11 protein-coding genes are annotated in these 13,637 nt (G+C 74.5%); 9 read left to right on the forward strand and 2 right to left on the reverse strand.

The features are described from left to right. Window positions 1-19 precede the first annotated feature (19 nt). Window positions 20-460, reverse strand: a complete 441-nt coding sequence (locus AVW11_RS27415; RefSeq protein WP_076046335.1) for a ferritin-like domain-containing protein — start codon at window positions 458-460, stop codon at window positions 20-22. Next, the gene (locus tag AVW11_RS27420) at window positions 457-999 is read right to left on the reverse strand and encodes a hypothetical protein (RefSeq protein WP_076046336.1); all 543 of its coding nucleotides are present in this window, start codon (window positions 997-999) and stop codon (window positions 457-459) included. Before AVW11_RS27420 ends, AVW11_RS27415 begins: the two co-directional genes overlap by 4 nt. Before the next feature lie 156 nt (window positions 1,000-1,155). Here AVW11_RS27420 and rimP point away from each other — a divergent pair, with 156 nt between their 5' ends. The 9 genes from rimP to AVW11_RS27465 all read left to right on the forward strand — a co-directional run bounded on the left by rimP (window position 1,156) and on the right by AVW11_RS27465 (window position 13,577). Then, window positions 1,156-1,668, forward strand: a complete 513-nt coding sequence (gene rimP / locus AVW11_RS27425; RefSeq protein WP_030844388.1) for a ribosome maturation factor RimP — start codon at window positions 1,156-1,158, stop codon at window positions 1,666-1,668. Window positions 1,669-1,670: 2 nt separating this feature from the next. Further along, window positions 1,671-2,681 carry a transcription termination factor NusA gene (nusA, locus tag AVW11_RS27430; protein ID WP_030844386.1) on the forward strand — a complete coding sequence of 337 codons (1,011 nt, stop codon included), beginning with the start codon at window positions 1,671-1,673 and terminating at the stop codon, window positions 2,679-2,681. Between the two features lie 146 nt (window positions 2,682-2,827). Then, window positions 2,828-3,115, forward strand: coding sequence for a YlxR family protein (locus AVW11_RS27435; RefSeq protein WP_030844383.1), 288 nt, complete (start codon window positions 2,828-2,830; stop codon window positions 3,113-3,115). A gap of 149 nt (window positions 3,116-3,264) precedes the next feature. Continuing rightward, window positions 3,265-6,369, forward strand: coding sequence for a translation initiation factor IF-2 (infB, locus tag AVW11_RS27440; RefSeq protein ID WP_076046337.1), 3,105 nt, complete (start codon window positions 3,265-3,267; stop codon window positions 6,367-6,369). A 199-nt stretch (window positions 6,370-6,568) separates the two neighbouring features. Further along, window positions 6,569-6,862 carry a DUF503 domain-containing protein gene (locus AVW11_RS27445; protein ID WP_030651158.1) on the forward strand — a complete coding sequence of 98 codons (294 nt, stop codon included), beginning with the start codon at window positions 6,569-6,571 and terminating at the stop codon, window positions 6,860-6,862. Window positions 6,863-6,896: 34 nt separating this feature from the next. Beyond that, complete coding sequence (rbfA, locus tag AVW11_RS27450; protein ID WP_030844379.1) at window positions 6,897-7,349, forward strand: 30S ribosome-binding factor RbfA; 453 nt, start codon at window positions 6,897-6,899, stop codon at window positions 7,347-7,349. After that, complete coding sequence (truB, locus tag AVW11_RS27455) at window positions 7,346-8,254, forward strand: tRNA pseudouridine(55) synthase TruB (RefSeq protein WP_060176929.1); 909 nt, start codon at window positions 7,346-7,348, stop codon at window positions 8,252-8,254. The genes rbfA and truB overlap by 4 nt, the downstream gene beginning before the upstream one ends. Window positions 8,255-8,478: 224 nt before the next feature. Continuing rightward, a complete protein-coding gene (locus AVW11_RS27460) occupies window positions 8,479-12,483 on the forward strand; it encodes a hypothetical protein (protein WP_076046338.1) in 4,005 nt (1,334 codons plus the stop codon). A 137-nt stretch (window positions 12,484-12,620) separates the two neighbouring features. Beyond that, a complete protein-coding gene (locus AVW11_RS27465) occupies window positions 12,621-13,577 on the forward strand; it encodes a bifunctional riboflavin kinase/FAD synthetase (RefSeq protein WP_030844558.1) in 957 nt (318 codons plus the stop codon). Window positions 13,578-13,637 lie beyond the last annotated feature (60 nt).

Below are 13,637 nucleotides of genomic sequence, written 5' to 3' on the forward strand. Positions count from 1 at the left end.
TTCAGCTGGTGAGGGCTCGCTATGCGCGTTCCGTGAGCCCAGGGAAGGCTACGCCGACACCGCGCCAGCGTGCCGCGCGCACCGCTGCGGCGCTGAGCGCGTCGGCCGCCTCGCGGCGCAGCGGGCCCTCCGCCGCCCGCACCAGATCGGAGTACGCGCCGGCCACCCGGTCCTCGATCACCGCGGCCAGTCGCTCGGCGTCGGCGGGGCCGCGCACCTCGAACGGCAGGGCGTACGCCGCCTCCGAGGGCCGGGGCGCGCCGCCCAGCTCGCGCACCGTCCGGGCCAGCGCGTCGCGCCGCGCGAGGTGGCCGCCGTACGCCTCCCGGGCCTCCGTGGCACGGGCGCCGGCGGTCCGCGCGCCGATCACCCCGTATCCGTAGACGGCCGCGTGCTCGGCGGCGAGGGCCGCCTGGGCGGCCTCCAGGGCCCGGCCGGCGGGGGAGGGTTCGGGCTTCACGGCGTGGCTCCGGGGGTCGAGGTCAGCAGGTGGACGTGCACGGCGCCGCAGGCGGCCACCGAGGCGAGCAGCCGGGCCAGCTCCCCCGGCGCCCCGGCCAGGTCGATGGTCCGGGCCTCGGACAGGCTCCGCTCGGCATCGGCGAGCGCGGTCAGGGCTTCGGCCGGCTGCGCGGGCACCGGCTCCCCGCTCGCCGCGGGCGCGGCGGCCCCCGTACCGCCGGACGGCGACGCCGAGGGGGAGGGCGTCCCCGGCGCGGCCGGGGACAGCGCGGCCGTGTGCGCGGCGACGGCGGCGCGCAGCGGAGCGAGCCGCGCGGCCAGGTCCGGATGGGCGGCGGCTGTGGCGTCGTAACGTTCCAGCAGTCGGGCACTGGCACCGACGGCCGCTTCCCGCATCCGCCGTTCGAGTGAAATCACCGGATCGGCGTCCGCCGGGCGGCCGTCGGTGCACCCGGTCAGCAGCGCGGCACCGGCCGCGCCGGCGGCACCGACGAGCAGGCTCCTGCGCGAAGGTCTGGAAGGCGGAGTCCAGGGCACGGCGACGTCCTCGTGGTGTGGGGCGGGGCAGGGTGGGATCACGGTACCCGGGGCCCTGGTCGCAGGGCGGACGGCAACACCCTCCGACACCGGATACCCTTTGACCTGACACACGACGGAAACCACAACAGCACACGCGGCCGAGGAGTCACCCGGATGAGCACGACCCAGAGCGACAGGCTGCGCGGACTGCTGGAGCCGCTCGTCGCCGCCAAGGGCCTGGACCTCGAAGAGATCGAGCTGTCGCGGGCGGGCAAGCGCCGGATGCTGCGGATCATCGTGGACTCCGACGAGGGCGTGGAACTGGACGCGTGTGCCGAGCTGAGCCGTGAGGTCTCCGACAAGCTCGACGAATCCGACGTGATGGGCGAGGACGAGTACGTCCTCGAGGTGAGCTCCCCGGGCGCCGACCGCCCGCTGACCGCGCACCGCCACTACGTACGGGCCATCGGCCGTCTCGTGAAGTTCCAGCTGTCCGCCGAGGACGGGAAGGGCGCCGGGGAACTGGTCGCCCGGATCCTCGACGTCGACGACGAGGGCATGGACCTCGAAGTACCGGGCGTGAAGGGCCGCAAGGCGACCGCCCGCCGCATCGCTTTCACCGACATCGCCAAGGCGCGTGTCGAGATCGAGTTCAACCGCAAGGACAAGAAGGAAGAGGAGGCGTAGCCGTGGACATCGACATGAGTGCCCTGCGGGGTCTGGTCCGGGAGAAGGAGATCTCCTTCGACCTGCTCGTCGAGGCGATCGAGTCGGCCCTCCTCATCGCGTACCACCGGACCGAGGGGAGCTTCCGCCGCGCCCGCGTCGTGCTGGACCGCACCAACGGTCACGTGGTCGTGTGGGCGACGGAAGACCCGAGGGATCTCGAAGAGGGCCAGGAGCCCAAGGAGTTCGACGACACCCCGTCGGACTTCGGCCGGATCGCCGCGACGACGGCCAAGCAGGTGATCCTCCAGCGTCTGCGCGACGCGGAGGACGACCTGACCTTCGGCGAGTTCGCCGGCCGGGAGGGCGACGTCATCACCGGCGTCGTGCAGCAGGGCAAGGACCCCAAGAACGTCCTCGTCGACATCGGCAAGCTGGAGGCCATCCTGCCGGTGCAGGAGCAGGTCCCCGGCGAGGAGTACCCGCACGGTCTGCGCCTGAAGGCGTACGTCGTGCGCGTGGCGAAGGGTGTCCGCGGCCCGTCCGTGACCCTCTCGCGCACCCACCCGAACCTGGTGAAGAAGCTGTTCTCGCTGGAGGTCCCGGAGATCGCCGACGGCAGCGTCGAGATCTCGGCGATCGCCCGTGAGGCCGGTCACCGCACCAAGATCGCCGTCCGGTCCACCCGTTCGGGCCTCAACCCCAAGGGCGCCTGCATCGGCCCGATGGGCAGCCGTGTGCGCAACGTCATGGCCGAGCTGCACGGCGAGAAGATCGACATCGTCGACTGGTCGGACGACCCGGCGGAGATGGTCGCGAACGCGCTGTCACCCGCCCGGGTGAGCAAGGTCGAGGTCGTCGACTGGGACTCCCGCTCCGCCCGGGTGACCGTGCCCGACTACCAGCTGTCCCTGGCCATCGGCAAGGAGGGCCAGAACGCCCGCCTCGCCGCGCGGCTCACCGGCTGGCGCATCGACATCCGTCCCGACACCGAGGTGTCCCCGGACGCGGACCGGGACCGGGGCGGGGAATAAACCGGTACCGGCCGGGGCTGTCCCGACGGTAGACAGGGTCCGCACGACCGCTGCCCAGGCAGCGGATCAAGACAACACGACAGCCGTTCGATCTTTACCCCCGCACTTGTCGGGGGAGAGGTCGGTGCGGGGAGGTAGACTTAGGCGTGTCTGGCCGGACGCAAGCCCGCGCATGCCCCGAACGCACCTGTGTGGGGTGTCGGGAGCGAGCGGCCAAGAGCGATCTGCTGCGGATCGTGGCGATCGAGGACGAATGCGTCCCCGATCCTCGCGGTACGCTGCCCGGCCGGGGTGCGTACGTGCACCCCGCCGTGGTCTGCCTCGACCAGGCGGTCCGCCGCCGCGCGTTCCCCCGGGCCCTACGGTCCGCCGGAGCGCTCGACACGGCGAACCTGCGCAATGCCGTGGCCGGGAAAGCCGGGACCACAGCGTAAGGAAGTAGTACGGCACGGATACCCCGTGCGGTCAGGTACCTCGCGAGTTGGAAGTAGGTCGAGATTGCGATGAGCACTCGATGAGTACGCGATGAGTACGCCCATGAAGTAGCGACGGTCCGGCGTAACCCGGACCTAAAAGGAGCGAAGTGGCTAAGGTCCGGGTATACGAACTCGCCAAGGAGTTCGGGGTGGAGAGCAAGGTCGTCATGGCCAAGCTCCAAGAACTCGGTGAATTCGTCCGTTCGGCGTCCTCGACGATCGAGGCGCCGGTTGTACGCAAGTTGACTGACGCACTGCAGGGGCCCGGCGGCAACGCCGGCAAGTCCGCTGCAAAGCCCGGCGCGCCCCGCAAGGCCGCGCCCGCCAAGCCCGCAGCGCCGTCCCCGGCCGCTGCGGCACGTCCTGCTGCCCCGAAGCCCGGCGCACCGGCCCCCAAGCCGGCCGCCGCCGAGGCCCCGTCCGCAGCCCCCGTGACGCCCGCCGCCCCCGGCCCGCGTCCCGGCCCGAAGGCTCCGGCCGCCCCGAAGCCCGCTCCGGCGGCGCCCGTGGCGACCGAGTTCTCCGCGCCTCCGGCGGCCCCGGCCGCCCCGGCGCGTCCCGCCGCGGCCCCCGGCCCCCGTCCGGCGCAGCAGCGTCCGGCCGCCCCGGGCCAGGGCGGTGCCCGTCCCGGCGCCCCGCGCCCGGCCGGCGCCACCCCCGGTGCCCCGGCACGCCCCGCAGGCACCCCCGGTGCCCAGGCACCGCGTCCGCAGGGCGCCCGTCCGGCCGGTCCCCGTCCGGGCAACAACCCGTTCACCTCCGGCGGCTCCACCGGCATGGCGCGCCCGCAGGCGCCCCGTCCGGCCGGCGCCCCGCGTCCCGGTGCCCCCGGCGCCGGCGGCGGCCAGGGTGCTCCCCGTCCGCAGGGCGGTCCCGGCGGCGCTCCGCGTCCGCAGGGTCCCGGCGGCGCCCGTCCGACCCCGGGCGGCATGCCCCGCCCGCAGGGCGGCGCTCCGCGTCCGGGCGGTGCTCCCGGCGGCAACCGTCCCAACCCGGGCATGATGCCGCAGCGTCCCGCTGCCGGTGGTCCCGGTCCCCGTCCCGGCGGCGGCCCCGGTGGCCGTGGTCCCGGTGCGGGCGGTCCCCGTCCCGGCGGTGCCGGTCGTCCCGGTGGCGGCGGCTTCGCCGGCCGTCCGGCCGGTCCCGGCTCGCGTCCCGCGGGCGGCGGCGGCTTCGGCGGTCCCCGTCCGGGTGGCGGCGGCTTCGGCGGCGGCCCGGCCGGCGCCGGCGGCGGCGGTCGTCCCGGCTTCGGCGGTCGTCCCGGCGGCCCCGGTGCCCGTGGCGGTACGCAGGGTGCCTTCGGCCGTCCCGGCGGTCCGGCCCGTCGCGGTCGCAAGTCGAAGCGTCAGAGGCGCCAGGAGTACGAGGCCATGCAGGCCCCGTCCGTCGGCGGCGTGATGCTGCCCCGCGGCAACGGCGAGACCGTTCGCCTGTCGCGCGGTGCGTCCCTCACCGACTTCGCGGAGAAGATCAACGCCAACCCGGCGTCGCTGGTCGCGGTCATGATGAACCTCGGCGAGATGGTCACTGCCACGCAGTCCGTCTCCGACGAGACCCTCCAGCTCCTCGCGGGCGAGATGAACTACCAGGTTCAGATCGTCAGCCCGGAGGAGGAGGACCGCGAGCTCCTCGAGACCTTCGACATCGAGTTCGGCGAGGACGAGGGCGGCGAGGAGTACCTGCTGCCGCGTCCGCCGGTCGTGACCGTCATGGGTCACGTCGACCACGGTAAGACCCGACTGCTCGACGCCATCCGCAAGACGAACGTCGTCGCGGGCGAGGCCGGCGGCATCACGCAGCACATCGGTGCGTACCAGGTCTCCACCGAGGTCAACGACGAAGAGCGTCGCATCACCTTCATCGACACCCCCGGTCACGAGGCGTTCACCGCCATGCGTGCCCGTGGTGCCAAGTCGACCGACATCGCGATCCTCGTGGTCGCGGCCAACGACGGCGTCATGCCGCAGACGATCGAGGCGCTCAACCACGCCAAGGCCGCCGGCGTCCCGATCGTCGTCGCGGTCAACAAGATCGACGTCGAGGGTGCCGACCCGACCAAGGTGCGCGGTCAGCTCACCGAGTTCGGCCTGGTCGCCGAGGAGTACGGCGGCGACACGATGTTCGTCGACATCTCCGCCAAGCAGGGTCTGCACATCGACTCCCTGCTCGAGGCCGTCGTCCTCACCGCCGACGCCTCGCTCGACCTGCGCGCCAACCCGGAGCAGGACGCTCAGGGTATTGCGATCGAGTCCCACCTCGACCGCGGCCGCGGTGCCGTCGCCACCGTCCTCGTCCAGCGCGGTACCCTCCGCGTCGGCGACACGATGGTCGTGGGCGACGCCTACGGCCGAGTGCGCGCCATGCTCGACGACAAGGGCAACAACGTCGAGGAAGCGGGTCCGTCGACCCCCGTCCTGGTCCTGGGTCTCACCAACGTCCCCGGCGCCGGCGACAACTTCCTCGTCGTCGACGAGGACCGCACGGCCCGCCAGATCGCCGAGAAGCGTGCTGCGCGCGAGCGCAACGCCAACTTCGCCAAGCGCGTCCGCCGGGTGTCCCTCGAGGACCTCGACTCCGTGCTCAAGGCCGGTCTGGTCCAGGAACTCAACCTCATCATCAAGGGCGACGCGTCCGGTGCGGTCGAGGCTCTCGAGTCCTCGCTGCTCCAGCTCGACGTCGGTGAAGAGGTCGACATCCGGGTCCTGCACCGCGGTGTGGGTGCGGTCACCGAGTCCGACATCGCCCTGGCGATGGGCTCCGACGCCATCGTCATCGGCTACAACGTCCGTGCTGCCGGCCGCGCCGCGCAGATGGCGGACCGCGAGGGCGTCGACGTCCGCTACTACTCGGTGATCTACCAGGCCATCGAGGAGATCGAGGCGGCCCTGAAGGGTCTGCTCAAGCCGGAGTACGAAGAGGTCGAGCTCGGTACGGCGGAGGTCCGCGAGATCTTCCGCTCGTCCAAGCTGGGCAACATCGCCGGTGTCCTCATCCGGTCCGGCGAGGTCAAGCGCAACACCAAGGCGCGCCTGCTGCGCGATGGCAAGGTCATCGCGGAGAACCTCACCATCTCCGGTCTGCGCCGCTTCAAGGACGACGTCACCGAGATCCGCGAAGGCTTCGAGGGCGGTATCAACCTCGGCTCCTTCAACGACATCAAGGTCGACGACGTCATCGCGACGTACGAGATGCGCGAGAAGCCCCGCGCGTAAGCGCGAGGCGGTTCGCACCGTGTCGTAACTCGGCAGCGACGCTGCGGGGGCCGGGGCCGGTCGGCGGAATATCCGTCGATCGGCCCCGGCCGTTGCGTGTACGGTTCTGGTGACCCGGCCGCGCGAGCGCCGGGTGATCCTGCCGGGCGACGGCCCGGCAGGCCACCGAACCCGCACCGGCGGGATATCCGGCAACTGCATGTACGTGGGGACTCTGTCCTTCGACCTGCTCCTCGGCGACGTCCACTCGCTGAAGGAGAAACGCTCCGTCGTCCGGCCCATCGTCGCCGAGCTCCAGCGAAAGTTCTCCGTGAGCGCGGCCGAGGTGGGCGACCAGGATCTGCACCGCAGGGCCCGCATAGGGGTCGCGCTGGTGAGTGGGGACGCGGGGTTCCTCTCGGACGTACTGGACCGCTGCGAGCGGCTGGTCGCGGCACGTCCGGAAGTGGAGCTGCTGTCGGTACGACGGCGCCTCCACGGTGATGAAGACTGATTGCTTGTCTGCAAGAAAAGAAGGAGACGGACCAGTGGCCGACAATGCGCGGGCGAAGAAGCTGGCGGACCTCATCCGGGAGGTGGTGGCGGAGAAGCTGCAGCGCGGTGTCAAGGACCCCCGCCTCGGTACGCACGTGACCATCACGGACACCCGGGTCACCGGCGACCTGCGGGAGGCCACGGTCTTCTACACGGTCTACGGCGACGACGAGGACCGCGCCAGCGCGGCAGCCGGCCTGGAGAGCGCCAAGGGCGTCCTGCGCTCCGCGGTCGGCCGGGCGGCGGGAACCAAGTTCACCCCCACCCTGACCTTCGTCGCCGACGCCCTCCCGGAGACCGCCAAGACCATCGAGGACCTCCTCGACAAGGCGCGCGCCTCCGACGCCCAGGTGCGCGAGGTCTCCTCCGGTGCGCAGTACGCCGGCGACGCCGACCCGTACAAGAAGCCGGGCGAGGACGACGACGAGGACGCAGCCGCGCAATGAGCACCAACGCAGGGAAGACTCCGGACGGCCTTGTCATCGTCGACAAGCCGTCCGGCTTCACTTCGCACGACGTGGTCGCCAAGATGCGCGGGATCGCCAAGACCCGCCGCGTGGGCCACGCCGGCACGCTCGACCCGATGGCGACGGGCGTGCTGGTCCTGGGCGTCGAGAAGGCCACCAAGCTCCTCGGCCACCTCGCGCTCACGGAGAAGGAGTACCTCGGCACGATCCGCCTGGGCCAGAACACCCTGACGGACGACGCCGAAGGCGAGATCACCTCCTCCACGGACGCCGCCGGGGTCACCCGGGACGCCGTGGACGCGGGCATCGCCAAGCTGACCGGCGACATCATGCAGGTCCCGTCCAAGGTCAGCGCCATCAAGATCAAGGGCGTGCGCTCCTACAAGCGTGCGCGGGACGGCGAGGACTTCGAGATCCCGGCCCGGCCGGTGACCGTCTCCTCGTTCCAGGTGTACGACATGCGCGAGGCGGAGGCCGAGGACGGCACCAAGGTCGTCGACCTCGTCGTCTCCGTCGTCTGCTCCAGCGGTACCTACATCCGCGCCCTCGCCCGCGACCTCGGCGCCGACCTCGGCGTCGGCGGGCACCTGACGGCGCTGCGCCGCACCCGCGTGGGCCCGTACAAGCTCGACCGTGCGCGGACCCTGGACCAGCTCCAGGAGGAGCTGACCGTCATGCCGATCGGTGAGGCCGCCGCCGCGGCCTTCCCGCGTTGGGACCTCGACGCCCGGCGGGCCTCGCTGCTCGCCAACGGCGTGCGGATCGACATGCCGCAGGAGTACGGGGAGGGCCGCACGGTGGCGGTCTTCGGGCCGCAGGGCCGACTCCTCGGGCTCGTCGAGAGCAAGAACGGGAAAGCGAAGTCCCTCGCGGTCTTCGCCTGATCGTTGACGTGGAGCGGTGAGCGCACGTCCCGTGCCGCTCACCGCTCCACGACCCCCCTCGGGTAGGTCTCTATCCACCCGGACGCCGCTATTCACCCGTCCGAGCAGGCGCTCGGAGTGAATGGAGGGAGCGTAAGGGGGCGCGTTCGCCACGTGCGCTTTTCGTGCCGATCTTCACCTGCCTACCGTCGTGGGCACGGGGCGTTGCGGGGAGTGGTGCGGCCATGGCGGAACTCGTCAAGATCTGCGATCCGGCCGGGCGGGAGCGCGGCAGCGGGTTCGTCGCGGACGACCGCGGGACGGTCGTCACCGCTCACGAGGCCGCCGACGGCCTGACCCGGTTCGTGCTGCACGGCCCCGGACGGACCTGGCCGGCCGACGCGGCCGACGTGACCGCGCTGCCGGGCCTGGCGCTGGCCCTCATCCGCACGGACGGGCTCGGACTGCGTCCGATGCCGGTGGCACAGCGCGAGTCGATCGCACCCGGGACCTACGTACGGCTGCCCGCCCGGGGCTGGCGGCAGGCGCGGGTGCTGGGGTGCGCTCAGGTCGCGCACCGGGCGGCCGGCGGGCTGTACGCGGTGCCCGCGGGGGCCGCGGTGGAGCTGGCGATCGGCACCGACGGCCGCGACGCGCTCGCGCAGGGCGGAGAGGCCTGCGGGGGGCCGGTACTCGACGCCGCGACCGGGGCGGTGCTCGCGGTACTGGGCACCGCACTGCGCGCGGAGCACCGCTCCGGGGGCTTCGCGGTGGCCCTGCGCGCGGCGGCCGACTGCGACCCGCACGGCCCGCTCGCCGCGCTGCTCGAACGCAACGCGGCGACCGTGCCGGGCCGGGGCGCCGACCTGAACCTCGCCGGGGCACTGGAACTGGCCGCGACCACCGTGGCCGCGGCCCTCGCCGCGGACCGGCCGGTCGAACGGCCGGTGGAACGGCCCGGCATCGCCGCCGAACTGGAGGCCTTCACGGCCGGGGACCGCCCGGTGCTCGGCCTCGTGGGCAACCCGGGCACCGGCCGCACGACGGAACTGGCGGCGCTGGCCGCCCGCCGGGCCCGCGGCGCCCGCCCCGCGCCGACGCTGTGGCTGCGCGGGGCCGACCTGCGCGCCGACGACACCTCGCTGGCGGACGCGGCGGCCCGAGCCCTGGCGGCCGCGTCCCGCATCGCCGACCGGGCCGGCCCGCGCACGGGCGTGGGAGGGGACGGGGGCGGGTCGTCGGGGCGCTCCCCGCAGGGCGCCGAACGCACCGCCGCCACCACGTCCGGCCCCGAGGGCCGTGCGGCGGCCCAGGAGCCGCCCCGGCGCGCGACCGGCCCGGCCCGAACCGCCGCCCGCGAAGCCCCGGGCACGGGATCCCGCTGCGCCGCAAGCCCGCCCGAGGAGCGGCCCGGCCACCTGGTGCCCGCCCCACGTGGGCCGATGCACATCGAGCGGCACAGCCACGCGGCACCGGGCCCGAACGGAAGCACTGAGGCGCTGTCCGGTCCGGCCGGGACCGTACCGGTCGGGGGTGCCGGCCGGGTGGTGTCCGGGTTCGGTGGCGCCGTGCCGGAGGGGTGGGCCGGGCCGTCGGTGTCGGGCTCTCGCGGGTCCGGGGAAGAGGGCCGTGGCCGGTCGGAGTGGAGCCCTCACGGGTCTGGGCCCGAACCGGGCGGGACCGTACCGGTCGGGGGTGCCGGGCAAGCCGTGCCCGGTCCGCGCAAGGCGTCGCCCGGCGAGGAGCGCAGCCGGCCGGCCTTCGGCGCACACCGGGCCGCGCCCGACGCGTGGGGCGGCGGGGCGGGTGGGGAGATCCGCGACCCGGCGGGAGCCGCATCGCACCTGGCGCACGTCGCCGCCCGAGCCGGCCGCCCCCTGCTCGTCGTGCTGGACGCCCCCGAGGAGATGCCGCAGGAGCTCGCCCACCGGCTCGGACCGTGGACCGACGCCACCACCGCGTGGCTGCGCGCCAGCGGGGCCCGGCTGGTCGTCGCCGCCCGGCCGGAGTACTGGGAGCGGGCCGGCGCCCTCCACCGGCCGGACGCCCTGCACGTCCCGGCCCGCGCGGACCGCCGGCTGCCGCCGGCCCTTCCGCTCGCGGACCTCACCGCCGCCGAGGCACAGACCCTCCGGGCTCGCCTCGGCATCCCCGCGGACGCCGTCCGCGAGGCCGACGCCCGGCACCCGCTCACCCTGCACCTCCTCGCAGGGATCCGCGCCGCCGAGGTCACCGCCGGCCGCCCCGGCCGCGACGAGGTCTTCGCCGCCCACCTCGACCTGCTGTGCCTGCGCAGCGCGGTCCGGATCGCCGCCGCCCGCAGCGACGCCGGGGGTGCCCGGGTGCACGGGCCCGGTGTCAGGCGGCTCGCCGCCCGCGTCGCCGGCCGCGTGCACGAGGCCGCCCGGCGCTGCCTCGGACCCGGGCGGGGACAGCTGGACCGGTCCTCCTTCGAGGAACTGTTCCCGTGGCGCACCGGCTGGGCCTCCGCCGTCCTCGCCGAGGGGCTTGTGGTGCCAGCCGGGTCCGGCTACCGCTTCGCCCACGAGGAGCTGTCCGACTGGATCCAGGCAGGCCACCTCGACGTCCCCACGGCGCTCGACGTCCTCGTCCACGGCCCCGCCCGGCCCGGGCCGCCCGTGCCCCGGCACCGGATCGGGCCTGTCCTGGAAGCCCTGCGCCGACTCCCCCCGGACCGGCTCCGCGAGGAACTGGCCCGGCTCGTCGGCGCGCTCGACGGCTTCGCCGAAGCCCCGGCCGCCGAAGCCCCGGCCGCCGCCGACGGCGCCGGCGACCGCGACGCCGCCGGCGACGCCGACCGGGCCTGGTGGGCCGCCCGGCTGCTGCGCGAGACCCTTCTGCGCCTCCCCGACGCGCGTGCGCACCTCCCCGTCCTGCACGCCCTCGCCGAGCATGTCGGCCGAGCCGGCCCGGGCGGATTCGGCGGCCGGTTCTGGAACCGGCTCCGGCTGCCCGAGCCCGACCGCCTCGACCTGCTGCGCCGGCTGCTGCCCGCCGACCCCGCCGAGGCGGTCCCGGGCGACCGCTACCTCGACGCCGTGGCCCGCCGACTGGCCCGGGCCCCCCGGGCGACCCAGCCGCTGCTCTGCGGCTGGTTCACCGACGGCCGCCGGCTGCGCGGCCGCCCCGGGGCCACCGTCGCCACCGCCGCGCAGGCCCTGCTGCACACCCACCGCCGCCTCGCCCCGGACGACCTCACCGAGGCGCTCGTCGCCGCCGCGCACCCCCGCGCCGACGAACTGCTCGCCGTACTCGCCGAGGAGGAGCCCTCCACCCTGTGCCGGGCCGTGCACCGCTGGGCACACGACGAACGCCCCTCGCGCAGGGTCGCGGCCGCCGCCTACGGCCTGGCCACCGCCCCGCACGTACGCACTCCCGCCGACCGGGAGCTCCTGCGCCACGCGGCCCGGGCGCTGCTGGCCCGCCCCGCCGACGTCACCCTGCACGGCAGCGCCCTGGCCGTGCTGCTGCGCGACCCGCAGGTCCGCGCCCGCTACCTGCCCGACGCGCTGGCGTCCTTCCGCGACCCCGAGGCCGGCTCCCGGCTGCCCGCCGACGCGCTGGTCGCGGCCCTGCCCGTACTCCCGGACCAGGACGCGGTGTTCGCCGCCCTGCGGGACCGCGCCGACGGGGAGGTGCTGCGCGCCCTGGCCGCGCTGAACACACCAGGGCTGGCCCGGCGCGCGGCCGAGCTCGTACGGGAGCACCTCGCGCACAGCCCCGGGGACGCCCCGCACGCCGCGGCGTTCGTGGACCGGCGGCTGGAGCAGGGGCCGGCCGCCGGCCCCGCGCTGCGCCCGCTCGTGCTGGACCTGCTGCGGACCGGGCCGACCGGGGTGCGGGCCGAGCTCGCCGCCGTACTGGGCGCACCGGGCGGGGAGGCCTCGTACGCGCTGCGCGGCGAGCTGGCCGGCGTGCTGCTGCGTGAGGAGAGGGATCCGCGGGTGCTGGACGCGTTCCTGGGGGCCGTCGCGGCGGGCGCCGCGGCGCGCCCGGAGGACCGCACGCGGGAGCTGCTGCGCCGCACCGGGCGGCAGCTGCTGCGGGCGCCCGGCGGGCCCGCGGTCTTCGAGCGGCGCACGGTGGAGCTGGCCCGCGCCCGGCCGGCCTTCGGGGCGCTCGTGGCCCGCTGGCAGGCGCAGGCGGCCACGGAGGCAGCGGCCCTTCTGGGGCCGAGCGCCCGGCAGACGGTGGAGGCCCTCGGCAGGGCCGGCGCGGATGTGACATGAGGACGGGCGACGCCGTCCCGCCGGGCCCCTCCCGCCCGGATGCCGATGCGGGGCACCGGGCCACGGCATGGCAGTCTTAGACCAGCAATCGGCAATCAGTTCAAGGACCAACCGGGTTCGGGCGAGGAGCGGTCACAGTGCAGCGGTGGCGTGGCTTGGAGGACATCCCCCAGGACTGGGGACGCAGCGTCGTCACCATCGGCTCCTACGACGGCGTGCACCGGGGACATCAGCTGATCATCGGACGCGCTGTGGCCACGGCGCGTGAGCTCGGCGTCCCGTCCGTCGTCGTCACCTTCGACCCGCACCCGAGCGAGGTCGTCCGCCCCGGCAGCCACCCGCCGATCCTGGCCCCCTACGACCGGCGGGCCGAGCTGATGGCCGGACTGGGTGTGGACGCGCTGCTGATCCTGCCCTTCACCGCGGAGTTCTCGCAGCTGTCCCCGGCCGACTTCATCGTGAAGGTGCTCGTCGACAAGCTGCACGCCCTCGCCGTCATCGAGGGGCCGAACTTCCGCTTCGGCCACCGGGCCGCCGGGAACGTCGACTTCCTGCGCGAGCTGGGCTCCACGTACGACTACCGGGTCGAGGTCGTGGACCTCGTGGAGCGCGGCGAGGCGGGCGGCGGCGTGCCGTTCTCCTCGACCCTGGCGCGCCGGCTCGTCGCCGAGGGCGACATGGACGGTGCCGCCGAGGTCCTGGGACGTCCGCACCGGGTCGAGGGCGTGGTGGTGCGCGGAGCGCAGCGCGGGCGTGAACTCGGCTACCCGACGGCGAACGTGGAGACGCAGCCGCACACCGCGATCCCGGCGGACGGGGTCTACGCGGGATGGCTGACGGCGGACGGCGAGCGAATGCCCGCGGCGATCTCGGTGGGGACGAACGTGCAGTTCGACGCGACCGAGCGGACGGTGGAGGCGTACGCGATCGACCGGGTCGGGCTGGACCTGTACGGCAAGCACGTGGCCGTCGACTTCCTCGCGTACGTGCGGGGGATGGCGAAGTTCGAGTCGCTGGACGGGCTGCTGGAGGCGATCGCCGACGACGTGAAGCGGGCGCGGGTGCTGACCGACGCGTACGACACGAAGCGCTGACGCGGGAACGGGCGAGGGCCCGTACCGTCGCGGATCCGATGCGGTCCGGGACGGTACGGG

It is taken from the genome of Streptomyces amritsarensis (assembly GCF_001953875.1).
Lineage (GTDB): Bacteria > Actinomycetota > Actinomycetes > Streptomycetales > Streptomycetaceae > Streptomyces > Streptomyces amritsarensis.

What these genes read in the sequence shown, in the direction of transcription:
- rimP (WP_030844388.1), top strand. Translation starts at nt 1,156, where the DNA reads ATGAGCACGACCCAGAGCGACAGGCTGCGCGGACTGCTGGAGCCGCTC.
- truB (WP_060176929.1), top strand. Translation starts at nt 7,346, where the DNA reads ATGAGCACCAACGCAGGGAAGACTCCGGACGGCCTTGTCATCGTCGAC.
- AVW11_RS27445 (WP_030651158.1), top strand. Translation starts at nt 6,569, where the DNA reads ATGTACGTGGGGACTCTGTCCTTCGACCTGCTCCTCGGCGACGTCCAC.
- AVW11_RS27460 (WP_076046338.1), top strand. Translation starts at nt 8,479, where the DNA reads ATGGCGGAACTCGTCAAGATCTGCGATCCGGCCGGGCGGGAGCGCGGC.